This window comes from Sphingobium algorifonticola, assembly GCF_004005485.1.
Classification (GTDB): domain Bacteria; phylum Pseudomonadota; class Alphaproteobacteria; order Sphingomonadales; family Sphingomonadaceae; genus Sphingobium; species Sphingobium algorifonticola.
Map to the genome: position 1 here is coordinate 15001 of NZ_RZUL01000011.1, position 23584 is coordinate 38584.

23 protein-coding genes are annotated in these 23584 nt (G+C 61.3%); 2 read left to right on the forward strand and 21 right to left on the reverse strand.

Annotation, left to right across the window (positions count from 1 at the left end; all coding sequences use genetic code 11):
• The first annotated feature begins 33 nt into the window (after window positions 1–33).
• Window positions 34–1245, forward strand: a complete 1212-nt coding sequence (locus ENE74_RS16525) for a phospholipase D family protein (protein WP_127691982.1) — start codon at window positions 34–36, stop codon at window positions 1243–1245.
• Window positions 1245–1823 (forward strand): hypothetical protein, encoded by a 579-nt coding sequence (locus tag ENE74_RS16530; RefSeq protein ID WP_127691983.1) that lies wholly within the window; start codon window positions 1245–1247, stop codon window positions 1821–1823. The genes ENE74_RS16525 and ENE74_RS16530 overlap by 1 nt, the downstream gene beginning before the upstream one ends.
• Window positions 1824–1831: 8 nt before the next feature.
• Here the strand turns inward: ENE74_RS16530 and ENE74_RS16535 are convergent, their stop codons facing one another.
• The 21 genes from ENE74_RS16535 to ENE74_RS16640 all read right to left on the reverse strand — a co-directional run bounded on the left by ENE74_RS16535 (window position 1832) and on the right by ENE74_RS16640 (window position 23570).
• Window positions 1832–4726 (reverse strand): SEC-C metal-binding domain-containing protein, encoded by a 2895-nt coding sequence (locus tag ENE74_RS16535; RefSeq protein ID WP_206517752.1) that lies wholly within the window; start codon window positions 4724–4726, stop codon window positions 1832–1834.
• Window positions 4727–4963: 237 nt separating this feature from the next.
• Window positions 4964–6064, reverse strand: coding sequence for a DUF4238 domain-containing protein (locus ENE74_RS16540; protein ID WP_127691984.1), 1101 nt, complete (start codon window positions 6062–6064; stop codon window positions 4964–4966).
• 56 nt (window positions 6065–6120) lie between these two features.
• Complete coding sequence (locus ENE74_RS16545; protein WP_127691985.1) at window positions 6121–6954, reverse strand: nucleotidyl transferase AbiEii/AbiGii toxin family protein; 834 nt, start codon at window positions 6952–6954, stop codon at window positions 6121–6123.
• Entirely contained in the window at window positions 6954–7784 is an 831-nt protein-coding gene (locus tag ENE74_RS16550) for a type IV toxin-antitoxin system AbiEi family antitoxin domain-containing protein (RefSeq protein ID WP_127691986.1), read from the reverse strand. Before ENE74_RS16550 ends, ENE74_RS16545 begins: the two co-directional genes overlap by 1 nt.
• Window positions 7785–8035: 251 nt before the next feature.
• Entirely contained in the window at window positions 8036–8794 is a 759-nt protein-coding gene (locus ENE74_RS16555) for an LPD7 domain-containing protein (protein WP_127691987.1), read from the reverse strand.
• 187 nt (window positions 8795–8981) lie between these two features.
• A complete protein-coding gene (locus tag ENE74_RS16560; RefSeq protein ID WP_127692012.1) occupies window positions 8982–10928 on the reverse strand; it encodes a type IV secretory system conjugative DNA transfer family protein in 1947 nt (648 codons plus the stop codon).
• Between the two features lie 19 nt (window positions 10929–10947).
• On the reverse strand, window positions 10948–11952 hold the full coding sequence (gene virB11 / locus ENE74_RS16565; protein ID WP_127691988.1) for a P-type DNA transfer ATPase VirB11: 1005 nt from the start codon (window positions 11950–11952) through the stop codon (window positions 10948–10950).
• 2 nt (window positions 11953–11954) lie between these two features.
• Window positions 11955–13172, reverse strand: a complete 1218-nt coding sequence (gene virB10, locus ENE74_RS16570) for a type IV secretion system protein VirB10 (protein ID WP_127691989.1) — start codon at window positions 13170–13172, stop codon at window positions 11955–11957.
• Window positions 13173–13177: 5 nt separating this feature from the next.
• Window positions 13178–14035 (reverse strand): P-type conjugative transfer protein VirB9, encoded by an 858-nt coding sequence (gene virB9 / locus ENE74_RS16575; protein WP_127691990.1) that lies wholly within the window; start codon window positions 14033–14035, stop codon window positions 13178–13180.
• Window positions 14032–14721 carry a VirB8 family type IV secretion system protein gene (locus ENE74_RS16580; protein ID WP_127691991.1) on the reverse strand — a complete coding sequence of 230 codons (690 nt, stop codon included), beginning with the start codon at window positions 14719–14721 and terminating at the stop codon, window positions 14032–14034. The genes virB9 and ENE74_RS16580 overlap by 4 nt, the downstream gene beginning before the upstream one ends.
• Window positions 14722–15043: 322 nt before the next feature.
• The gene (locus ENE74_RS16590; RefSeq protein ID WP_066532508.1) at window positions 15044–15988 is read right to left on the reverse strand and encodes a TrbL/VirB6 family protein; all 945 of its coding nucleotides are present in this window, start codon (window positions 15986–15988) and stop codon (window positions 15044–15046) included.
• A gap of 18 nt (window positions 15989–16006) precedes the next feature.
• Window positions 16007–16234 (reverse strand): EexN family lipoprotein, encoded by a 228-nt coding sequence (locus tag ENE74_RS16595; protein ID WP_127691993.1) that lies wholly within the window; start codon window positions 16232–16234, stop codon window positions 16007–16009.
• Window positions 16231–16941: a TrbJ/VirB5 family protein gene (locus ENE74_RS16600; protein WP_127691994.1), complete on the reverse strand. Its 711-nt coding sequence runs from the start codon at window positions 16939–16941 to the stop codon at window positions 16231–16233. The genes ENE74_RS16595 and ENE74_RS16600 overlap by 4 nt, the downstream gene beginning before the upstream one ends.
• 4 nt (window positions 16942–16945) lie before the next feature.
• The gene (locus ENE74_RS16605) at window positions 16946–19363 is read right to left on the reverse strand and encodes a VirB4 family type IV secretion/conjugal transfer ATPase (RefSeq protein ID WP_127691995.1); all 2418 of its coding nucleotides are present in this window, start codon (window positions 19361–19363) and stop codon (window positions 16946–16948) included.
• Window positions 19356–19691 carry a VirB3 family type IV secretion system protein gene (locus tag ENE74_RS16610; protein ID WP_056769051.1) on the reverse strand — a complete coding sequence of 112 codons (336 nt, stop codon included), beginning with the start codon at window positions 19689–19691 and terminating at the stop codon, window positions 19356–19358. Before ENE74_RS16610 ends, ENE74_RS16605 begins: the two co-directional genes overlap by 8 nt.
• 10 nt (window positions 19692–19701) lie before the next feature.
• Window positions 19702–20043: a TrbC/VirB2 family protein gene (locus ENE74_RS16615; protein ID WP_127691996.1), complete on the reverse strand. Its 342-nt coding sequence runs from the start codon at window positions 20041–20043 to the stop codon at window positions 19702–19704.
• Window positions 20040–20714: a lytic transglycosylase domain-containing protein gene (locus ENE74_RS16620; protein ID WP_127691997.1), complete on the reverse strand. Its 675-nt coding sequence runs from the start codon at window positions 20712–20714 to the stop codon at window positions 20040–20042. Before ENE74_RS16620 ends, ENE74_RS16615 begins: the two co-directional genes overlap by 4 nt.
• Window positions 20711–21073, reverse strand: coding sequence for a hypothetical protein (locus tag ENE74_RS16625; protein WP_127691998.1), 363 nt, complete (start codon window positions 21071–21073; stop codon window positions 20711–20713). Before ENE74_RS16625 ends, ENE74_RS16620 begins: the two co-directional genes overlap by 4 nt.
• Window positions 21074–21202: 129 nt before the next feature.
• Window positions 21203–22111 (reverse strand): phytanoyl-CoA dioxygenase family protein, encoded by a 909-nt coding sequence (locus ENE74_RS16630; protein WP_164847532.1) that lies wholly within the window; start codon window positions 22109–22111, stop codon window positions 21203–21205.
• Window positions 22112–22128: 17 nt separating this feature from the next.
• A complete protein-coding gene (locus tag ENE74_RS16635) occupies window positions 22129–22773 on the reverse strand; it encodes an acyl-homoserine-lactone synthase (RefSeq protein ID WP_241242065.1) in 645 nt (214 codons plus the stop codon).
• A 50-nt stretch (window positions 22774–22823) separates the two neighbouring features.
• Window positions 22824–23570, reverse strand: a complete 747-nt coding sequence (locus tag ENE74_RS16640; protein ID WP_127691999.1) for a LuxR family transcriptional regulator — start codon at window positions 23568–23570, stop codon at window positions 22824–22826.
• Between the last annotated feature and the right edge of the window lie 14 nt (window positions 23571–23584).

Sequence of the window (23584 nt, forward strand, 5' to 3'; positions counted from 1 at the left end):
AATCCTCAAGGGAATCGGGGCAAAAGGCGAGGCATGAAAATATCTCTGGTGAATGCGGCATCGACGGCGCGCAAACTTTCAGCGCTCATTCGCAAGCATGACAGTATTTCGATTGCGGTTGCCTGGGGCGGCATCACGGAAGTCGCTCAGACGCTCCTTGCCCATAGCGAAAAGTTCGAGTCCGTTCTCCTGGGTGTCGACTTCTCTGCAACCGAGGCCGCGCTCGTCGATTGCCTCGTTGATGTTCCCAACGCCTATGTCGCGAAGAATCGCCTGGGCTGCTTCCATCCTAAGATCTTTTACTTCGAGACGGGGGACAAGGCGGAGGCGATCGTCGGCAGTGCCAACTTCACCAAGGGCGGGCTGGGCCCGAATTTCGAGGCCGGTGTGCATGCGAAGGGAGCGACCGACAATCCTTTCTTCGTACAGGTCCGCAGCCAGATCAAAGCCTACGCGCCGCTCCGCCTCCCCATCACGCCGGAGCTTGCCGAGAGCTACAGGCGCCAGGCCAAGGCGGCTGCAGGCAAGCCGAGGCCGAAGAGTCCGATCCTGCCGGACGATCGCAAAGAGTGGGCACGGGTCAACTCGCCGCTCGCCACGATGGAATGGCCCGAATTCGTGAAGCTCGCCCGTCGCGATGAATATCATGACTTCGAGAAGCGCATGAAGCTCGTGCGGGCCATCCAGCAGATCTTCTCGCGCACTCCCTCCTTCGCGAAGGTCTCGGCTGCCGAGGCCAAGGGCATCGCTGGGGTACTCGGCAAGAATGAGGCCGAAGCCGTGGGTCTGGCCGATCTTGACTGGGGCTGGTTCGGCTCGATGGGCGGTGCCGGCACCTTTGCCGAGCTGATCGGTCTCGAAGACGGCGCACTTGCCGCCGCGCTCGATGCGATCCCGCGCCGTGGTGACGTGACCGAGGCACAGTTCAACGACTACGTCGCGGCCTTCACGGCCGCCTTTTCGAAATCCTCCCGAGTGGCGCGGCTGGCACCGGCCACCCGGTTGCTCGCCATGAAGCGACCCGATGTCTTCGTCTGCGTGAACGGTGGCAACACCCCGGGCCTCGCCGAGGCGCTCTCCTTCGCGCCGACGACGATCAAGCTCGAAAACTATTGGGGCCGCGTGATCGAGTCCATCAGGCAGGCGCCCTGGTACACGGCCGAGCGGCCCACCGGGCGCGACACCGAGCTCTGGGACGCGCGCGCCGCCATGCTCGACGCCATCTATTATCGGCCGACCAACTGATGAGCGGCGTTCCCGAAGCCGGGAGCGGGCTGGCGCGCTGGTTCGGCAGTTTTGCTGATCTGAGCCTTGCTGACCAGCGTGCGGTCGCCGAACTCGTCAAAGCAGGCGGTGCCATTCAGGGCAGCGTCGAGGACATCATGCCGAGGCTTCGTCGGACCAGAATTATGGCCCTGCTGCGCGAAGGTGAGAGGGGCCGCATCGTTGGCGCCGGCGCTCTCAAGGTACCGCTGCGGCGCTATCGCCAAGGCCGGTTCGCCAACGCGGGTGCATCGATCGCCGGCTTCGAGGAGGCACCCGAGCTTGGATATGTCGTCGTCCATAGAGATCGGCGCGGCCAAATGCTCTCTGGCGATCTCGTCGAGGCGATTGCCGCGGCAATCCATGAACCCGCTTTCGCCACGACCGACAGCAACACCATGCGCAATAGCCTTGAAAGGTCGGGCTTCATGAGGGTGGGGACAGACTGGCAGGGCAGCAAGGGCACCCTATCGCTGTGGGTCATTGATCCGGGCCGCGTCATGCTCAAGGGAAGGCTGAACGTGACGCAGATCCACGGTCCGAACTCCAGCCATCGCTGATCTGCGGCCTAGCGACCGTGACACCGTTTGTATTTCTGCCCTGAGCCGCAAGGGCAGCGCTCATTCCGGCCAACCTTCTTGTGTTGCTCAACGGACGGCGTTGCGCCTCTCCGCTGGTCGAACAGCGCTTGGAGCGGCGGAGGAATATCGACACGACGCTGGGGAGGCCCTCCATAGCGCCGGACATCACTGATGATCTGCTTCTGGTCCTGAAAGGCAGCGCGATGGTTGGGATCCATCGCTTCCTCATAGGGACGAAGGCGCTCGACCTCATGGGTTGCCGCCTGATGATCGCCGCAGTAGGCCAGCACCACCGCATAGAGCGCTCGCAGTTCGAGCACGTCGGAGGTGAGGCCGATGGCTTGGATGACCGGGAAGATGTTGCGTTCGATGGTGTACCGGGCGGACTCGAAGTCATTCACCCAAACAAGTTCGTCGACCAGGTCCATCCCGACGCGAACGAAGGATGAGTATGCCTGCGCGAGTTCGTAGAATTTCATCGCATGAATGCGTGCCATGGTGGAGCGCTGGCTCTTCCGGCCGGCTGCCTGCGCGAGGAGATCGAGCGTGTCAGCCAGATGTTTGAGCTGATCGGTATTATCACAGCCCTTGGGAAGGAGCGGCCGCAGCTGCGGTGGATTACGGCCCATGACATCCGCTGGTGTTAACCCCAGCACGTCGTAATATTCTTCCACCAACTTGCCCGCTTCGGCGACGGCTGTCGTGTTGTCTCCCAGCTTGAAAAAGGCGAGAGCCCGATTGTAGCGGAATACGCGCATATGCTCGGCCTTGGCGGGCACCCGGCCTTCGACGAGCCCAAGCATTTCCTGAACCCCGGCCGCATCACCGACCATGGACTTGAGCAGCATGCGCTTCATGCCCCAAGCAAGCCACTCATCCTCACCGAGATCATACTCGTCGAGAAGAGCTTTCATCGCATCGATACGGGCCTCGCCGGGCTCGAATTGCCCTGTGCGAAGATCGTTGAAGACAAGGCCATCGAGCGCCCAAAGCCGGATTCCGGCTTCACCATCGACATCGGCGGCGATCGCCAGCAGGTAGGGTTCAATCTCAGGCCAGACGCCCATTTCATGAAAAAGCTCGTCAGTCGCGAACTGGACCAGGATCATCGCATCCCCCAGTTGACCGAACAGACGAATGAGAAGGCCGAGCTTTCCGATGCTCCAGTCTTGCCGGATTGAGCGAATGATGATGCCGCGAAGAACCTCTTGCACCTTCTTCTCAAGGTCAGGACCGCGCGCCGCCAACTCGGCTTTGCCAAGCATCCTCACAGCGTCGTGGATCTTGATGCCCGTCATGCCAAACAGCTCGAGCGCCCCGGTAGAGGGTAGGGCTCGCAGGCGGGCAGCTGCACCCTTCGCATCAATACCACACGTCTCTTGCAGCAGCTGGGTCGCCTCGTCCTTGGAGAGGGCGACATCGGCAACGCTCAGTAGGGCAATGGCTTCGCGCGCGTCGGCGGGGAGACCGTCGAACGCCCTTTTCAGAATAATTTCCTGCGCCGTTTCGACAATGTGCGTCTGTGCCTCTACATCCTCGCAGAAGGCGCGGATCGCTCCGCCATAGTCACGCGCGGCGACGGCTGCCGCGTTGAGGACATAGAAGGGCAGGCCGCCCGTCAGCCGCGAAAGGCGCTCGCAGTCCGCGAAATTCACAAGGCAGCCAGCATCGTGCGCGGCCGCAGCAATCGTATCCTCATCCCAGCCGTTGAGCGCTTCGGCCTGGATGTTGAATCTGGCCTCAAGCGCAGCGATCCATGGGCCAGGCTGGCAGAGGAGCAGCAGACGCAAGTGCGGCGCGCGGCCGACGATGGCCTCAATGTCAGAGGCAGGGATGCGATGGGCGTTGTCGATGACAACGTCGGCATGCAGGCCCTCCTGGCCGAGCGTGACGCTCAAGGTCCCCAGCATGTCGAGACCACTGGCGCCCGGCAGCAGAATCTCACCGAGCTTGCCGCTCGAACGCCCGTACATCCTCCCGGCGACTTCACGCGCGACGGCAGAGGCAAGCGCAGCACCGGGCATCTCGACGACATCGATATAGGTGACAGGGAGGGGGGCATGCTGCGCGGCTTCTGCGACCCAGGCTGTCTTGCCGGCACCGGAAAGCCCTGCGATGATGCGGACTGGCTTCTCTGCCAGCAGCGCTGGCTCGTTCATCTGCGCGCGGTAGACTGGTGGGGGTGCTGGCAACTCCTGCATCTGAACGACAAGCTGCTCGAACAGGCCGGGCAGTTCTGCCCGTGAGAAGCTGTGATCCTTGCGTGGTGGCGATCCAGCCGATGCGAGCATGACGAGGCTCGCCAGCTTCCAGGTCAGTGTCTCGGGCCGTAGCAGCGCGAACGGGAGCTGGCCCGCGAGTTCCGAGCAGACCGATATGGCGTCAGCAAGATCGCGTGGCGGACAGGGCAAGCAAGACCGGGTCGGCTCAGGACCGTCGGGCCAGTGCAACTCGACATCTTCCGGCCAATCGGACGTGGCAATCTGCTTTTCCAAGGGATCGTTCGGCGCAGCATTGGAAGCGATCACGAAACTCGGGTTGCCCGGACGAGCTCCCTTGCGATGCTCCTCCCTGATTTCCTCGAAACGCTCCAGTGCGCCCGAAATGTCGCCCGCAGCGAGTTTACCGTTACGCGTCTTGACCTGAACATAGATCCGCCGGTCGGGCAGGACGATCTCAATGTCTTCGTCGCCTTCGACGACGATCCGCTCCACCCCGGCTGCTCCCGCAAGCAGCAGGCATGCCGCGCAATACAGGTGCTGATAGAGGAAGCCGCGGTGGACTGCCTCGATCCGAATGAGTTGCCTTTCGTCGATGACCGAAATGCCATCACCGGGAAAAATTTCGCCGCTGGAAGTCGCGGCCTCTGAATCTTCGGCCAAGCGAACCTCGCGATCGAACAGATGGTCAGCGGAGATTAGCGCATGACCCCGATCATGTCACGATCCCACGGGATTGTTGCGTCTTAGTCCCATTTTCAAACCTACTATTTTCGCAAAGCTATTTCCTTCCGTTTGGTCTTCGCGCTGGCCTTCAGTCACCGCAGTTTTTCATCGGCTGTCTTTCAAAGCCTCCTCTCTGTCCTACTTCGCACAGCAAAGGAGAACGCCGTGAATGGGTTAGACCGACACCTTGCGATATCTGTCGCCGCGCACAAAACCAGCCGCCAAGCACCACTCGCGCGTGAGGCCGGCGCCCGTGTTGTTCGAATAGGCGCCAGCGTTTGCCCGGAATCGCAAAAATGATGGCCATGAGGCAGGGCAGGGGTGATTGGTCTTGACGTGGACCATCGCCTTTTCGCCGTTCCGGATGTCCGTTATCGGCTTTACCGAATAATATTCCCCCCAGTCATTGGTCTCCTCAAGCACAAGGTGCGTGACGGTGTGGCGGCTTGAGGGGCGTCGATCCACGACGAGTTTCGCGGCCGCAAGATGGTCCTCTCTGCGGTCCCAATCTCGGAAATAGACGTTCGAGGCGCAGCCAAGGACCTGCAAGGCGTTGAGCGCTGCGATATCGGCAGGCTTCGCTGCGTCGATCCAGCGCTCGCGCCCATCGTAGCTGTAGACGGCGCCGTCATATAGGATCCCGCAAAGCTGCGAGTTCAGCGGCAAGACGAAAATCGCGCCGGCCGATTTCACTCCGAAGCCATTCAATGCCTTGTGCCGGCGTTGGAGATGCAGTCGGTTGGTCAGGATCGCGGGGTTGTCCGACGTAACGAAGGGCATATCCGTGTGATTGCGGACCAAGCAAAGTTTCAGATCATCGACGATCTTCATGGTCTCATTGAAGTGCAGCATCGCTGCCTGCACGGCTGCCAATATAGCCTCTCGCATCGGCGGCATCGGGATGTCGGAGCCCGGCACGTCCTGCAGCGCCAGAACCATTTCGCTCGCGGCTCGTGAAGCGGATTCAGTTCTAAGATACTGGAGATAGGCAAAGCGCTTCAGCACGATGTTTACTCGGCCATCGACGGTTGGGTGGCCATCCTCAAGCAGCCGGACCACTTCGCCATAATTGTTCTCGACGAAATTTATCGCACTCTCGAGCTTTGGGTCTCGTCCGTAGAAATAGTCGCTCGAACACTGGTTTTTAACCGGGGCATTCGGGATGGGCTTCATCTGGCGCAGATTGATCAGACTGATCGCCAGATTCTCGCCGTCGAGGCTGAACGGCCGCAGATGAACCTTCGGTACGAAATGTTGGTTTTTGTTGAACGCCATTTCTCCGCTCGCCGCTATTCAGACTGATATGAGTAGCACGGCATAGGTATCCGAGCCTATTCTGGTAAATCGGCATCGCGTAGAACGCGCATAACCTCGCGAAATACCCCTTCGAATGGTGGCAGATCGCTCATCTGCTGCTGCAACCGTCCAGTCCACAGTGTGCTCAGACGCTTCTCTTTGGCGGCGATTGCGGCGGCTATGCCGTTGGGCATGCGTTCCCGAAGGGCGAGCTTCTGGCTGAACTCGGCGAGATATTCCGCCGGTCGGATGTCCCGCTCCTCGAGCAGATTCCACAGGTCGTAGAGATCTCGTGGCTCGGTGCGGGCCTTGTCTGAAAGGGCCGCAAGTTTCTCGACGAATATCTCTGCCAGGCTGTAGGCCAGGATGGTCGGCCCTTCCGGCAGGTCAGCAAATTCCTCGAAGGTCCGGAGGATCGGGCGATCGGCCAACGGAAAGCAAAACACCTCATTGATCGTGATATCGACTTTCACGTCGCTGCGCGCGGGCAGGGGGCCTTTGTAGCTCAGATAGAAGGTGTGGGTGTTCTGATGACCATGCCGGTCGGGCCTGTCATAGGCCATGTTGATACCTGACGCTGCCTCGACGATGGCAAAGATCTCGTCCAGGCCGGAGAGGATAGTGTCCAGCTCGATCGGCTTGATCAGCGAGAAATCGAGATCTTCGGAGAAGCGGTAATTTTCGAACCAGCAGCGGCGCAGTGCCGTCCCGCCCTTGAAGGCGAGAAATTCGCGCAAAGGATGCTGGGCCAGACCGGTCAGGAACCAGGCCAGGCAGTAGTCGCGTTCGATCACCGCCTCAGGCACGCGGCGGCCGCGCGGCTTGAGAAGGCCGTTGGCGATACGGGAAAGATCGCGCTGGGGGATCATCAACTGCTCCGGATTATATCGAGTTCGTCGGGCTCGACGTTGAGTCGGATGCGCCATCGTGCCAGCATCCGGCCCTCATTGGGAAACAACGGATCGAGACGCTGGTAGGTCGGGGTCAGCCGCGCGCGCAATGGCTCCAATGCGGCTGCGTCGGCCAGCCCGTAAAATTCCAGCAGATAGCCTAGGCGGCGGATGACCGCGCCAACGCCGAGGTGAAGCGCATAGTCGATCATCAGTTCGACCCGCAGCGTGTCGCGCTTCATCCAGAGTCCCTTGGCGACCTCTGTGACGCCACCGACATATTGCGGATGGTCGAGACCATCGATGATGGTTCGCTCGGGATCGCTGACCCGGACCCGCTCTTCGGACGTAATCCAGATCTCGGTTATGCCGAAGAAATCCTGCGGTTTGACGTCGACGAAGCGGAACTCATACCCGTGAATGTGCTGCGGGCGCAGCCGTTTGGCGCAGGAGACGATGATGGCCAACTGCGGTTGGGTGACCATGCGGTGCAGTTCGAGGGCGCTCCCGTGAGAGATGAAGTAGTCAGCGTCGCCAACCAGCGTTCTTGCGATGAGGTAGGGATCGCTCACATGCTCGGTGTCGCGGCCCCGCTCGAAGGGCACCAGATTGTAAAGGCCGGGCTTGAGGCGCGTGACGATGCCGCGCGCTTCGGTGTTCGCGACGAGACTGCGTGCCGATGACGGGCTCAGACCTGTGATCTCCGTGACGTCAGCGAGCGAAAAGATCGGCTGACGGCGTTCGTTAAGTTCGACGATCAGCTGGGCGGCCCGAGGTCCAAGCGTCTTGAGATTATATCCTTCGCGCAATTTGAGCCTCGTTGAGCGATGTTCGGCACGGTCGATATAACAGTAATTATATTATCTGGCAAGATTGCCGCGCTATATGGGACGGTTCGCGCGCATAGTATATCCGACAGGTTCAAGTTGCACCGCTGGTGGTTTACCAATCACGATAAATGTTCGTCCAAGCCGAACAAATTTGCCTGTTCTTAAACTAAGAGGCGATCGCCGGACCCGTTTGTCGCAGAGGGGCTACGGCACAAAAGACTGATTCTCAGTCACCGAGAGCGGCTGCGTTCCTGGGGCTTGGGCTCGCGACCGGGACGACGGATGGGGGGCGTAGCTGGGTCACGGCCGCGAACCACATCCTGCCTGACGCTGGGGGAGGCGTCCTTGACCATTGCCGGTCGGATATTGCGTCCCGCCGCGATATGCGCATCGAGCTGTGTGCGGGCAACTGTCATCACCCGCGCAACCGCCTCGGGATTGTCGAACAACGTCCGTCGGATCACTGCCTCTATCACGCGCATCTGGCTGTCGGCCGCGCGATCATTCTGCGTGGTGCCACGATCGCCGCGCCGCGCACCCGGCCGTTCCAAACCACTGGCGTCGCTCTCGCGGCCCGTCCCAGTTGAACCACGGACGACATCGACGTCGCGGGCTGCCATGGGCGCAATCGTATTGCGGCTCGTCTCTCCGCGCAGCCGGTCAAGCTCCTGGAGATCGCGATCGTTGGGCTTGTAGCCACGTACCTCCAGCCCCTTTTGACTGGCCTCGATCCAGACCGATCGCCGAAATTCTTCCGATCCCGTGACGTGAATCCGATCCCAATTGCGGTGTTGTGCGATGGCCACCAGATCCTTGACGACCTCCTGGCTCTCTGTCGCCGTGACCAGGCGGCGACCTTGATCGCGAAACGCGGGATCCTTCGCTTGCGCCGTCGTAAAAAAGGCGGGTTCGCCCGACCATTTCGCCTTGTCGGTATAATAGCGCTTCCGCACGCTATCCGGCACATCGCCCGCCTCGAGGGAATGCACCTTGGGCTCCTTTCGCGACGTCCCCATAGCCCCGTCACGGCCAGGTGCTTCTTCGATGGGGTCATCCTTTTGCCTAACCGGCGAGCGTTTATCCGTCGAAGCCGACCCAGGAGCTGGCGCTTTGCGCCGCTCGTCGTCAATGCCAACGCTATTATTACGGGTACGGGTTGTACCCGGTTGCTTGCGATCATTCTCTGCCATGGTCATGCCTCGCTGTTACTAACGCTTCTGATGGGTCGTGGTCCTCGTCGGGCTCGGCGGCCGCGCGCCCGGTCATTGCCATCACGAAGGCGATCGCCGCCTTCTCGTCACCGGGCGGTGGTAGTTCCTCGAGTTTCCCCAGGACGAGCATGTCGTCGGTGATCTCGCCGCCACAATAGACTTCGTCGTGGGTCAGCATGCGGGTCATGACGGGCTCTTCCTCGACGGGTGGCGGGGGGAGGAGCGCTGCCTTCTTTGCCTCGATCGCCTGGGCGAGCACATCGGAGGGGCCGCCGCCGCTGTTCGGCGGAGATGTCGACTTCGACTGCGGAATGGTTATCGGCCGCGGCGCCACCTTGGGCGGATCGGAGATCCTCCTAATAAAGCGCTTTGACCGGAAATACTCGATTTTGCGCGCACGGACGGGCGGAATGCCGCCGCGCATCAGCAGAAGTTCGCCTTTGGGCATCTGCATCAGTTCCTGGGGCATCATCAGCGCGCGGCGTTGGTCTGATTCCGATACGCTGCGGTTGGCGAGCAAGCCATGAATCGTCCGGCTCTTCGATTTGACGTTCATTGTGAAAAAGCCGAGCCGCTCGGAAAGTTCGTTGGCGACCTTCAGCTCCTTGGGCGTGAACACGATCTCCAGCCCGCAATTGGCGATGATCTCGTCGGTGACATCCGCGCCATAGATGCCGCGGGGTTGCGATCGGCTCTGGATGACTGGCAACAGGCGAAGCCCGTAGCCGGCAACGTAGGAAAAGGCCGAGGCGATGACCGGCGCCTTGCCGAGGCGGGCGAACTCGTCAAGCAGAATGAGCACCGGCACGCGACCGCCATTCTCGGGCAGTTCCCGCGTATTGAGATCGATCAGCTGCTGGAGGAAGAGGTTATAGACGGGCGCAATGCGGTCGATATTGTCGGGCGAGACCCCAAGATAGATCGATATCCGCTCGCGCCGGACCTGACGCAGATCAAAATCGGTCTCCGACGTCGCGGCATCGACATAGGGGTTGAGCCAGAGATTGAGCTTCGAGGTGATCGTCTGCTTGACGCCCGAAAATGTGTTGTCCGACGCGGAGGTGAAGTCACTCAAAGCCGATACGCAGGCCTGACTTAGCCGCTGGCCGCGCTTCTGCGCCTCTTCGACGACCTTGGGGAGTTCAACCTTGGGATCACCCGCTGTCAGACGGCGGTAGATTTCGCCGATCGTGAAGGGGAGGGCGGGGTTAGCCGCGATAAGGGCGCCGACGCCAACAAAGGCCGCGCGCGCCGCTTCCGCCCAGAACGGATCGGCCTTGTCAGGGGCCGGAAACAGCATTCCGCCGATCTTCTGAAGTTCATTGATCACATCGGTGTCGTCGAGCCGATCGATGAAGCTCAAGGGATTGTAGCGGGCGCTTCGCCCTTCAGGATCAAGCGGATCGAACAGATAGACCGCCTGGCCATGCCGCGCGCGAAAACCAGCGGTGATGTCCCAATTTTCGCGCTTCACGTCGAGCACCACCACCGAGTCTGCCCAGCTCAGAAGATTGGGGATCACCACCCCGACGCCCTTGCCAGCGCGCGTCGGTGCCTCGAGTAGGACATGCTCAGTGCCGCCGAAAACAAGGTAACGGCCACCTTTCTGACCGACGATGATCCCACTGTTGCTGCGCAGATGTTCGCGCCGGATTTCGCTTTCACGCGCGAACCTGGCCTCGCCGTGGAGAGAGCGCCCTTGCTTCAGGATGACGAGCAGGATGACGAAAGCGATGGCGCCGCTGGCCAACGCGCCGCGCTCCAGCCACAGATGAAGCAGCGGATCGCCGCGATAATACCAGAGCCAGGCAGGTATCGCCGAGATCTGCATGCGCGGGCCGATCTGGTTCAGACCGACGAGGGCCACCATCACCGCGCACAAGGCGCATGCCAAAAAGGTCACCGCGAGCATCCCCGCGACAATCGCAAATTTAGTGAGCGGTTGTGCGTCCGACAGCCGGATCAAAATACACCTCCTCAACTTCGAATTTTCCGGCGCGCTTGCGGGTCTGGACGACGACGTCGACGAGCATGTGCAACAGCCCACGAATATCGTCGCGGGCGAGATCGCGTCCGCCCTCGGATTCTTTCACCAGCAACGTCAGCTGCTCGAACGCGCCCATGGCTGAACCGGCATGGACCGTCGTGATCGATCCGGGATGACCCGAATTCACGTTGCGCAGGTAGAAGAAGGCGGTGCCGTCGCGCAGCTCCTGCAAGAGGATGCGATCGGGCCGCATGCGGAGCGCACTTTCGAGCAATTGCTTGGGGCCGACCTTCGCCAAACCCTGACGTTCGCTCGAATAGACCATATGCACGACATTGCGATGCTCGACGACGAGCTCACGCGTGTCCTCGATCGTGAGCAGCCGCTCGTCAGGCGGGATCAACTGGATCAACGCCTTGGCGAAGGTGGTCTTGCCCGACCCGGTCGCGCCGCTCACCAGGATGTTCTTGCGGGCGGCAACGGCGGTCTTGAAGAAAGCCGGCCAGTCACCCGAATCGCGCTGCGCAACCAATTGCGCATCGACCTCGCCAAGACCGCGGGCAGCCGAGCGCGTGGCGGTGAACAAACCGGTCTGCGCGAGTTGGTCGATCGCGAGATTGACGCGCGAGGGCTTGCGCACCGTGAACGATGGCGACCCGTTCGGGGTTACCGATGGAATGACGATCTGGCACCGCTCTCCGCCCGGCAAGATCGTCGAGCAGATCGGCGTCTCGGCGTTGACGTCCTGCCGGGTGAAGCTCGCGGCGGCGACGGCCAGCGTCGCCAGCCACTCGCTGTCGAGTTCGGCGACGCTATGCCAATGCCAACCGCGATGATCCTCGATGCCGACTTCGCCGGGCTTGTTGATGACAAGCTCCGTCACCTCGACCGGCTCCAGCAGCGGCAGGATCGGGGCGAGATAATGGCGCAGGACGGCGGTGTCGCTCATCCTCAGCGCCGCAACTCGAGATTATAGACGTCGGCGAAATTGAAGTCCTTCGCGACGAAGATTCCGACCTCCTCACCCTGGTTCTTCTTCAGCACCGGACGGATGTTGATGCTGTTCTGGAGCGCGATACTTGCCCCCTCGCTCGGGGTCCGGGTCGTGTTGTTGAAGTTGTTGCTCCCGCCGGAGACGGACTGTCCGGCGATATAGGCGGCGTCGTCGACCAGCGAGAGCAGCAGTGCGCTACCGAACCGCGCCCAGAAGAAGGTGTCCACGGACCCGGCGATGCCTGCGCGGCCAAGGGCGTCCGACCCCGGCGAAGCCAGGTCGATGCGCACACCCTGCGGCGTGACGGCGCGCGTCCACAACACGAACAGGCGGTTCTGCCCTTGCTGGATGCCGCCATGATACTCGCCAAGGACTTTGGTGCCCTTCTCCATCAGCACGACGCGGCCATTCTCTGAATAGACGTCGCGCGGGATCAGGCACGAAGTGTACCCTGGCTGCGCCGAATTCATGGCGGTCTGAAGAATGCAGGGGATCAGCGTGCCGGCGGTGACGAGATAGTTGCGATTGGGCAGCATCGACGCGCGAGCCTCGCCAATGGCCGAACTCTGACGAAGTGCATCAAGCGCGTTGGGCGCGCTGCGGACGGCTGAATCGGTCGAGCCGTCGCCAGCTATGCCCGCATTGCCGGTATCGGAGCCAGCGCCGTTGGAACTCGCTGGAGCCTGGAGCGCGTCGCGGCCGCCATAGGCGATCAAGGTCGAACGACGTGCCTGATCGGCCAGGTTCTGGTGCGTGTTCTGCGGTGCCGCCGCTGGCTGCACTCCGGGTTGTATTGCCGGTACGATCTGTCCATCTGGGCCAACGGTTGGCGGAGGATTGAGGACTGGCGCGTTGGGATCGGCACCCACGGCGCCGAGCGGCTTGGGTTTGGCTGCGACAGCATCATAAGCGACCGTTTCGCGCGCCGCGAGATCCGGCCGATTGGCCATTGCCTCGGGCTTCCCCATCAAACTCGAGCTGGTCTTGTTCGGTCCCGAGTTGACCCACAAAATGCCGAGCACCATCGCCGTCCCGGCGAAAATCAGGGCGGTATTCCGCTTTGCCGGTGTCATCCCCCCGATCGGATCGATGCCGCGCTCGCGAATGATCTCGTCGCGTTCAGGTGTTGGATCGCCCTGCGGGCGGTGAGGGGCCTCGGCCGGAGTCTCGTCCATCGCACTCACTCCTTCGGGTCTTGTATGGTGCGCTCGACATGCGGCGATGCGGTGTTGGTGCCGTGATCGACGCCATAAGGTGTCGGCGCGAGATTATAGACGCACAGCACCTCCCGGTTCCGGCGTAGGCGCAGTTGAGCCGCCACGGCGTGGACGACCACGAATTCGTCCCGGACGTCGAAGGGGACCAACGATTCCGAGCCGTCCGGTCGCACGAGATAGATCGCCGGGATTTCATGGTTGCCGGGGAAACGCAGGACCGTGAACTGGCCATTGTCGGAGATTTCCGACGGCTGAAGGTGGCTCGCACCCTGGACCTTGTAGTTCAAATTGCGCGGTCCATCGATGACGCCGTGGTCAAGGGCGCCCCGAACGGCACTCGCCTGCAGCGCGGCGACGCGCTGCGCCTCCTGCGTGGCGCGCATGCGCGCGGCACGATCGGCTTCATCGCGCGGGTAGCGAAACCGAACCTGGAAGAATGTGTCACGGCTCCCGCTGCCGATCGGTCCCCGGCGCGCGGTCAGTTCGAAGGCGTAGTTGCGCAATTCGCCCCCGCGATTGGTCGTGACGATGAGGTTGGTCGCTCCCGCCCGCTCGCGGGGTTTCAGGAAAAGGATATGACCGGCAACCGCCACTTCCCATGAGACGGTGTCGCCGAGCGCGACATGTTCGATCGTCTCATCGGCCCCGAGCACCACCTGGGTCGCCGTCCGGAATGTGCCGACGATGCGGTAGACCTGGGTCTCCTGATACTCGACGAACTTCACGCGCGGATCGGCCGGCCCACCGCGCGGGGTGTCCTCCGCGAGGGCGGGTGCCGCCATTATGGCGAGCAGGCTCGCGATGGAGAGAAGGCGCTTCACCGCACTACCTCTGGGTCGGCGCGGTAATTCTCGACCTGGAACCCCAATGGGTTGCGATAGCGGTCGCCCTCCGCCATCGGCGCGTTCGTGTACCGGAAGGTGACGGTCGCGATCCAGTCGCTGCTCTGGGTGTCGGTGTCGGTCTGCACCGTCCGCGTGAAGCGGACGTTGGCCACACGATCGTTGATGAAGGCGATGTTGCGCACGCGGGCCTGGACGACCGCACCCTTGCCCCAGACGACCTGTGGGCTCGCGGCGTTGTTCGAGCTGAAAAACCGGCCCCAGCGCTGTTGCTCGCCTGGTTCGGACAGAATTGTGACAGCGCGAAAATTCTCTTCGGCCGCCGCCGGCAACCAGCTTTCCCGTGTCCGGACATATTGCGCGAGGAAGAATTTCGTGACCGCCTCGTCATAGCGCATCGGTTTCTGGGTGAGGGTGGTCTGCACATCGACCGCGCCTGTCGTCTGATTGACGCGAATAATGTACGGCATGACCGTCTTCAGCGGGGCAAGGCCCGCGAGTGCGAAGCCCTCCGCAGTCGCGGCAAGGAGCCCCAGGCCGGCCACGACCCAGGCGATACGTTCGGATCGTAACGATTTGCGCTGACGGTCCTGATCCCAGGATCGGGCATGCCCGAAATAGAGTTCGGCGTCCTTGGCCGGCACACCTTCGGTCTGGCTCCGCATGATCAGCAACTCCCAAAGGTGCCGGGGGTCGTTCGCGCGGACGTTTTCTCGGGAACGGGCGGGGGCGGTGTGCCGGCATCGACTGGCTTTTTGATCTGCGGCACGGGCGGCGGGGCAGGGGGTGTCACAATTGCCGGGAGCGGCGAGCCTGGCAGCACGCTCCCGTGGATGTTCACCTCGCGCAGATGTTTGCCGTTGCAGACGGGTAGTTTCTTTGGCCCCGATGCCCCTTGGGCGAGTGACGGGATCAGTGCAATGACGACGGCTGATCGCCGGAGCGCCCGGACTATCGTGGTTGGTCTCGTCAAAGGGTCTTCCTTCCTCATGCGCGGCTCACCGAACCGCCCTGCTGAGCGGCCTTTTCGAGATTACGACTGTTGCGCGAGATGCGACGTTGCTGGAACGGCGCCGCCACGGTTCCCCATGCCGAGCCGGCGAAAGCGCCGACACCGGCCGAAGCCCCGCCGGCTATGCCGGTTGCGATCGAGGGGGCCTGAAAGAAGAAGATCGTTCCCAAAAAGATATAGACGGCGAACAGTACCGCACCCAGAGCCGCATCTCCGACACCTTCCGATGCAGTGATCGCGGTCGCACCAAGGTCAGTAATCAGGGCCGTAATGGCGATGATCACGGCCATCAGAACGATGAAGTTGAACGCCTGCCCGAGCCAACCGTGGAACAGTCTGCGCGTGGTCTCAAAGAGAGAAAGCGCGATAAAGATCGGTCCGAGCGCGATGATGATGGCAAGCGCCACCTTGGCAAAAACCGTAATTGAGAACCCGATGGCCGCAGACAAACCGGCAAGTGCTTTTAGGCCGAGGCTCAGGACGTACAGAACCAACTTATAGGGATTTATATCGCTGTACGTCGCAGCTTCGGTCTCGATCCTTGCGATGATGACGTCGCACTGACTGAAATAGTCATCGAACACATTGCCAACGCTCGTGACCGTGTGCCCCGCCAAAGCCTGCGAGATCGCATCGGGCATGCCGTGGAAAAGCGGATTGGTCACCCATTCCGTGTAGGCGACCGTCGTGGCCGCTACGTAGAGCAGGCAGAGTTTCACCATCCGGTAGACAAGCTCGCCCCAAGGCTCGCTGACGATGCCCCGCATCACCATATAGCCGAACAGCGCGATATAGATGACCAAGCCAAGCGCGAGTGGGCCGCGCACAACCTCGATGACATTGTTCAGGCGCTCGTTGAGGAACATGTCGAGCTTGCCGTCGATGTTCGTGTAAAGAGTGGTGAAGAGTCCGTCGGCCATCTCATCTTCCCATCACGGTCAATGGGCCGCCGACAGCGAGCGCAGCTTCTGACTGAGCGTCTTCACACTCTCTGCGTTCGAGCATTCCTGTGCGTCGCGATGCGTGCCATCGGCGCACGCCTTCAGGACTTCCGCGAGTTCTTGCGGATGAGCTTTGAGGTAATCCTTTCCGCGGGCGGGCGGTTGGCACGCCACCAGGAACGCCGGGACCAAAAGCGCGAATGTCTTGAAGATGGTTGCCTTCATTGATGGAGGCTCCCAAGCTTACTTGCTAAGATTTGCTCGCTCTCCTGCTGCGATCGAATGCGCTGCTCCGCCTGCTGCCTCATTGAAAGAGCCTGGAGTTGCACTGCATCGTTCTGGATATGGGCATTTTCCACCTCGACACGGGCTTGAATATCTATCACGTCCTTTGCGTCAGATGCGGTGTCCAGCGACGAGCGCAGTTCCTCGAGACCCGTCGTTCGCTGGGCGGTGACGCCATATGCTGCCTCGGCAATGGCCGCGTCGCGCGCCGCCATGTTGCCATTGCGAGAGATGGAATCGCGGTTCGACCGCTCGAAAGCGGTCGCGTCAGGGCGAAGCGCGGGAAGATCGACCCGGTAATTGGTGCGAATCCGATCTGCGGAAGATCCCAGATTGCCGAGGCCTGTCGTGTCCGAAGACATGAGGCGCTGAATGTCCCGTGCCTCGCTCGGCAAGAGGTGGCGAACGGCGTCGGTGTTCAGGGAAGAGGCAATCTGATTGACGTTCGTCAGCTTGTTGACGCTGTTGAACATGTCGGTGGCTTGGGAAATTTGCTGCTTCCCCTGTTCGATCATCGACAGGGTGTTCTTCACCGTCGAGACCGTCTGCAGAAACGTGCTGGAATCATAGACCGGGATGCCCTGCGCGAAGGCCGGCACGGAGATTGCCAATCCGCCGACAATCGCGAGCGCTCGTATTGCTTTCATGACCTTATCCTTTCCTTCTGGTGGTGGCGCGGCGGCGCTCGTGAAAGACGGGCAGCCAGTGGCTGGGATTGTCGCCATGTTCGCGGCGAACCTGATCGAGGATTCCGACGGTTTCGGTGGTGCCCGAGAGGACGGCCAGCTCGTCGGACAGGCCGCCGAGATCAAGTTCCACCACGATGGAATCGTGACCCTGTTTGACCAGAAACCGCCGACTTTCGGGGATCAGATCGTTTCTGATGAGCTTGAACTCGGCACTGGTGAGGCCGAGTCCATCGATATAATCGACCTCTCGTCCGTGGGGGTTGGGCAAGAGGATCTTGGTGGCGACCTGTTCCATAATGCTATGAGAGATGTCCGATCGCAGAGCGTCAGCCGGACTTTGCGTCCCGAACACCAGAAAGGCATTCTGCTTCCGGTAGGTCTTCAGGCCATCCTGCGCGAAGGCGCGGAAGGCATCATCGCCCAGCGCCTTCCAGAACTCGTCGATGTCGATCACGAGGCGACGGCCATCAAGCAGGGCATCGATCCGGTGGAACATGTACATCATCAGCGGCGTGCGGATCTCGGGATTGTCGAGGAAATCCGTCATGTCGAAACCGATGAACCTAGCCTCGAGGGTCAGCTCGTCCCTGTCATTGTCAAACACCCAGCCGAGTGCACCGCCGCGCGACCATTTTTCAAGCCGCGCGCCTATCCCTTCCGGATCGCGCTGTCCGAGCAACTGACGAAGCGCGAGAATTGACCGCTCCTCCGGGGGAAGGCGTCCGATCGAGAGGATGCCCTCGTCGATCATCCGCTCCTGCGTGACGCCGAGCTGGGTGCCCGATGGGGTCACCAGATGACGGATCAGCCTGCCGAGGAAGACGATGTTGCCCGGGGTCTGCTCAAGCGCGCGCAGCGGCGCAAACCCGGTCGGCACCCCATTGCGCAGCGCCAGATAGGTGCCGCCGGATGACCGCACATATATCTCGGCCCCTCGGTCCTTGTCGATGAAGATCTGCTGCGCGCCGGTTTTCTCCAGCTGCGCCATCAGGAAATTCTGGACGACGGTTTTGCCGCCGCCCGACGGGCCAATGATCAGCGTGTGGCCAAGGTCGTTCACATGGAAGTTGAAATAGAAGGGCGACTGGGCCGCGGTCTTCATCAACGCGATCGCGGCGCCCCAATGATTGCCATCGGGCTTGCCGGCCGGGAAAGTGTGGAACGGGGAAAGCGCGGCAAAATTGCGTGACGTGATCGCCGCTGGCCGCGCACGCCACGCGAAGTTGCCGGGAAGCTGCGACCAGAAGGCGGCCTCCAGCGCCGGACCCTCCCGAGCGGCCACCAGACCCGCGTCGGCGAGCGCCGCCCGGGCGGTCGAGAGATTTTCGGCCAGGCGCTTTTGATTTTCACCGAAAACCGCAAGCGAGAAATGATGCTCGCCCAGGACGAACCGATTGCTCTGCAGATCGTCGGCCGCGTCGGCCAGCTCAAGCGCCTGACTCGCAGCGGCATCCTCCGTCGAGGCCATCTGGTTCTGACGCCGGCGCAAGCGCTCCGAGGCCCGCGCTTTGCCCATGAACGCGAACGACTGCGTCACGACGAACGCGAAGTCCTGGCTGAGGAGCGCGTTCATCTGACCTGGCCTGGTCATGGCCGGATATTCGCGAATGCCGAAAAGGCCGACGAACCGGCTCGTGTCATGCGCCCGCACCTCGACTGTCTCGCGGCCGAAGATCACCCGTTCCCCATAAATGGCGGAACCGAGGTGGCCGCGGACCAGCGGCACCCTGCCTGCGCGGCCCATCATCACCAGTTCGAGCACCTCGAGCGGCTGCGAAAACATCAGGCCATTGTGCTCGTACAGGTGCAGGCGTCGGGGCCGGCAGCGTGCGAGGAGCTTCTCGATGTCACGCGCCTTATCCTCGAAGCGCGCAAGCTCGTCCTCGTCGACTTCGGCCCCCTGCTTGCGCGCCGATGCCAGACGTCGAAGGAGCACGCCGGTACGATCAGCCGATCCAACGGACGGGCGCATTATTAGCGTCAGGTAGAGCTCGTTGACGAACATGCGCTTGGCGGTCACCCGCGCGCGGTATTTTGCATCGAGATCGGCCGCAAAGGCCGAGCGAAACTCGCCTTCGGGATAATCCGTGATTGGTCGGCGGACGATATGGGTCCAGATCGCCAGACGGTCGTCGGCGATATTGCGCAGCGTGCCGTTGAGCTTTTCGTGCCAGTCGTTGAGATGGATTGGGTCGGCCGTCTCGAATGCAAGACCGTCGAGCTTGAACATCATCATGAGGTCGCGCCCGTCGAGCGCAATGATGTTGTCGTCGATATGACGCGCATAGGGGAGATAGCGCACGGGGTCGGCCTCTTGTCTGAGGATCCGCCACGGCGTCCGGGCGGCAGCGCCGCCCAACGAGTTGGCCCGGCTAGCCATGCGCGAATCCCCGGCGTTTCGCGCCATCGATCGGCAGGGGGGAGTAGGAGCTACCGCCCCACCATCCCCGATTGCGGCAGCGTGCCTTTGTCATTGTCCAGAGCCAGAGGAGGCGGAAGGCGTTCGCGTCGTGCCGCACGATCAGCCGGGCGATGGCCAGAAAGGCCCCGGCTAGCGCAAAGGCATAAAGCGGGTTGCCGGTGATGATGAGCGTCAAGCACGCCGCCAGCGCGATCGGCAGCGATGCTTCGATCGGAACGCCCAACCACATCGTTGGCCGGGTCACGGCCAGGAAGAGCGTCTCCTCCCTGAGTTTTTCGTCATCCATTCCAGCGCACTCACGCGCCGCCAGTGATGGTATCGACGATCCACTGCGCGCTGAACACGATGAAGATGCCGACGATGACGGTGACCAGGAGCCCCAGGCTCGCTCGTCCGGTGAAGAACATGAAACCCACGATGACGACCGCGATCACCGCGATGGTTTTCGCAAAAGTGCCGGTCAGCCAGGTCTTTATGTTCTCCGCCATCGAGGTGATGCCATCGGCTGATTGGGCATGGGCCGGATCGGTGAGCAGGAGCGACACCACAACGACCGCGACAAACAGTGCCAGATATTGCGCGAAACTGCGCCGGCGCGGCGTCAACCATATCTTGGAATTGGTCGCTAAGGCAGTCATTCGGCTTGTCCTTTCGGTGAACTGTTGGATGCTCCCCCAAAGACCATCAATGATGCCGTCTGCGCCCCCGCAGCGGTGTCCCATGCCTCTTGAACGCGCGGCGAGCGATCACCCGCCGAAGGCTTCGTAACTGTGGGTTCCGGCGTCACTGGCGCGGGCAAAGCGGCGGGTTCTGGTATAGCTTCACGCCTGATCGCTGGCACGACGATACTCGACGACGCGTAGACGCGGCTGACATAGCCGTTTCCGAACCCGCGCGAACGACTGCCCGTATTGTACATCGACATGGCGGTCGCGATGGCCACCTCTGCAGAAGGACTGGAGCGCGCAACGCTCAGATAGTTGGAAGCCAGCACGCGTGCGGCGGCAGCGAGATTACGGCAGGGATCGAAGGCGTCATCGACCGACAGGCCAAGCCACCTGAGATTTGCGCTGTTGATTTGTCCCAGACCCAGGTCGATGTTGTAGCCGCGGGCGATCAGCGATCGAGCGACTGCGGCGGCCGACACCCGATCGCCGGGATTGGGTGCGGCAACCCCCTTCGCATTCACGCCGATGGCGTAGGGGTTGAAATGACTTTCGGTGTGGACGACCGACACAAGCGTTTCGACCGCAACCGTTGGTGCGCATTGCTGCGCCAGTCCGACCACGGTTGCGAGCTCGAGGATCACTGTGGTGTGGTCCCTTGTTCACTGGGAGACGCTGGCAAGCTTTCGATATTTGCAAGCGAATAGGATTGCTGCCGCCCGTCGGTGAACGTCATCACCACCCGGCGCCGGGAAGCGGAATCGCGATCATAAACCTTGGTCTTCGCAACGCCACCACCGGAGCAGCCGGGGAATGAACCGCCTAATGCCAGACGCTCCCAGAGCTTCACCATAGGCGGCACGCAGGCGGGGTACTGGGTCGCACCGCCCGGGTTCGAGAGGCAAAGCAAAACCTGGCAGCCTAGATCGTTGGCGGCCGCAGGAGCCGCCTGGGCAGACATCGCCACGATCGGAACGGCAAGGGCAAGGCGCAGGCGCTGCATCTGATTTCTCCGCTTTTCAGCGCCGCTGCATTAAAAATGCGCCGACTACTCTCCGTTGAAAATCACCTCTCTTTTGAACCCGGCCCGGCGTTATCGGCAATCCCCCCACAAGGGGGGAGCGCGCTGGAATCAGTTTTCGCTGGATGCGGCTCGGACCCGGCGTTGTTCTTCAACAAATTCCTCAAGTGCTGCCGTTTGATCTGGACGTAAGGCATCGATCGCGCCGAGATGCTCGGAGCGTTCCTCGCCCAGCAGAAGAGATGGGCATCGTCCCTCGTAGTTCCCCAAATTGGGCCGATGCTGCTGGTATCCGACCAAAGCGGCCAAATCTGGAGAGAATGTCCGTGCTACCTCGGGTGGATAGACCAACCACTGGTTTTCATATGGTTTCAGCCATCCGAGGCAATAGCTCACGATCATGCCTTGACGCACACCCGGTGACTGGTTGCCGCCAGCACCATGAAGGGTCGAGCCGAGGAAGATGATTGCAGATCCTGGACTGCATTCCACTGCCACCGGCTCCTCGGGAGGTTCAGGTGTAAGCGCATTTGCGGCGTGGCTGCGTGGCCAGATCAGCGTCGTGCCATTGTCATGTCGATATTCGGTGAACGGCCACATAACGTTGAGGAGATATTCGACCTCGCCAGTTTGGCCCCGCCACATATCCTGATCGCGGTGGGGAAATTGCGGCAGTGCGCCGGGATGCAGCTCGAGAGCTTGAGCGAGATTGAGCTGGATTGTGTCGCACCAAGGACTGAGCACAGCTTGCGCGATCGCCATGATCTGGGGATGCTGGATGAACGCCGACACATGGTTCGATCGTTTGAGCAGACTGCCGAACCTCTTGGTGCGGCTGCCGTAGAAACCGCCTTCGCAAAACGGCGTTGCCTCGAAGTGCGGAGCCAGATCTCTCGCCAGCAACTGGACAATATCGCGGGGCATGATGTCTTGAAGCACGCAGAAGCCTTCGCGCATCAGTGTTTCATAAATTGACCCGTGGGCCTCGATCTCGTCTACAGGTAGCGGCTTGGTAGCCATGCGATGTCTCCCGAATTTCATGCTGCGGCGCAATCAAGATCCATCAGATGGATCTGCGCGAAGATGCCGGATTGACGCAGGAGGTTGGGGGTATCCGGGCCAATATTGATCTGCATGGCCGATAGGCCGCGGGGATCGTTGTTGTCCGGCAATCCCAGCGGAAGGCATTCCCATCCGAACGCGAGGATCTGTTGGAACCATGCCCATTCGGCAACGCCGGTATAGGTCAGGATGCCATTGCTGAGGGCGTATTCGACCAAGGCAGAGACGAGGCGATTGCGCGTGGCGAGCCGCTCGCGAGCCTTCAGGCGGCGCGCCAGGCAGAAGCGGGTTATTTCGCGAACAGTCGGGCCGGTGGGCGGTACGCGATTGCACAGATTGGGGAAGATAGTGTCGAGGATGTGCGGCCGGTCGGTCTGGAGCAGACGGGCAGAGCCGGTATGCTCACCGGTGTCATCGGTGATGACGATATAGACGGCTTCATCATCATCGAATTGATCGATCTCGTAGCGACGGGCCAGAACGGGAATGTCCCAGCCAAGTAGATCAACGAACACACGTTTGCGCTCTTCAAACATTGATCTGAATACACGGCCACTCAGGGCCTGTTCGATGCCATGTCCTGTAACCACCATCATCACCTCCATTTGTAAGGCGATCATTCGATCAGCTTGTCATGATCTGCGTTATCCCCAGAACTGGGGAGGGATCGTCAGCGCAGGATGTCGGTGAAGCTAATGGCACCGTCGAAGAGCGCGCGAATGGCGAGCATCGTGCGTTTGGTTACCCCGTAGCGGTCGCGTGCATCCTTGAGATGCTGCGTTACGGTTTCAGCACCGACTCCGAGTATTTTGGCGATTTCCCAATCGGTTTTACCCCGCGCGACCAGCGCGACGCATTCTATTTGACGCTCGGTGAGTTGCGGCGCGGCCGCGATGGGAGCTATCGTGGCGCGCGCTATCTTGCGTGCGGCTTCGAATGCGAAACTGCCGACAAGCTGGACAAGCGGTAGTTGCTCTTCGTCGAGATCCTCGCCCTCGCGCATGGCAAATGAACAGGAACCGTTTACCTCGCCAGGGACGTGTGCAGGGATCGTGAATCCGTCGCCAAGACCCGCGGATCGAGCCGCTGCCAATACCGCGTGGTCACGCGGATGGAGTGAGATCATAGCCTCCACCTTCGACCAAGCGAACCCCATGGTGGTCGTATGACTTGCACGATGGATCGGGTCAGCGGCGTACAATCGGCCCTCCTCGAACGCATCAACCCAATCTCGCGGATAGTTGACAAGGCGAACGGCTGTGCTTCCCGGGTTCAATAAGTCAATGTGATGCACGAGCGCGAAATAGCGGAAACCCATGGCTGCCGTGATTCCTTCGACAGCGTGTAGGAGTGCGCAAGGGGTCGAAGCAGCGCGGGCCACAGTGCAGAACGCCTGCACTTCGGCAAGGGTGATCATAGGCCGCCGATCTA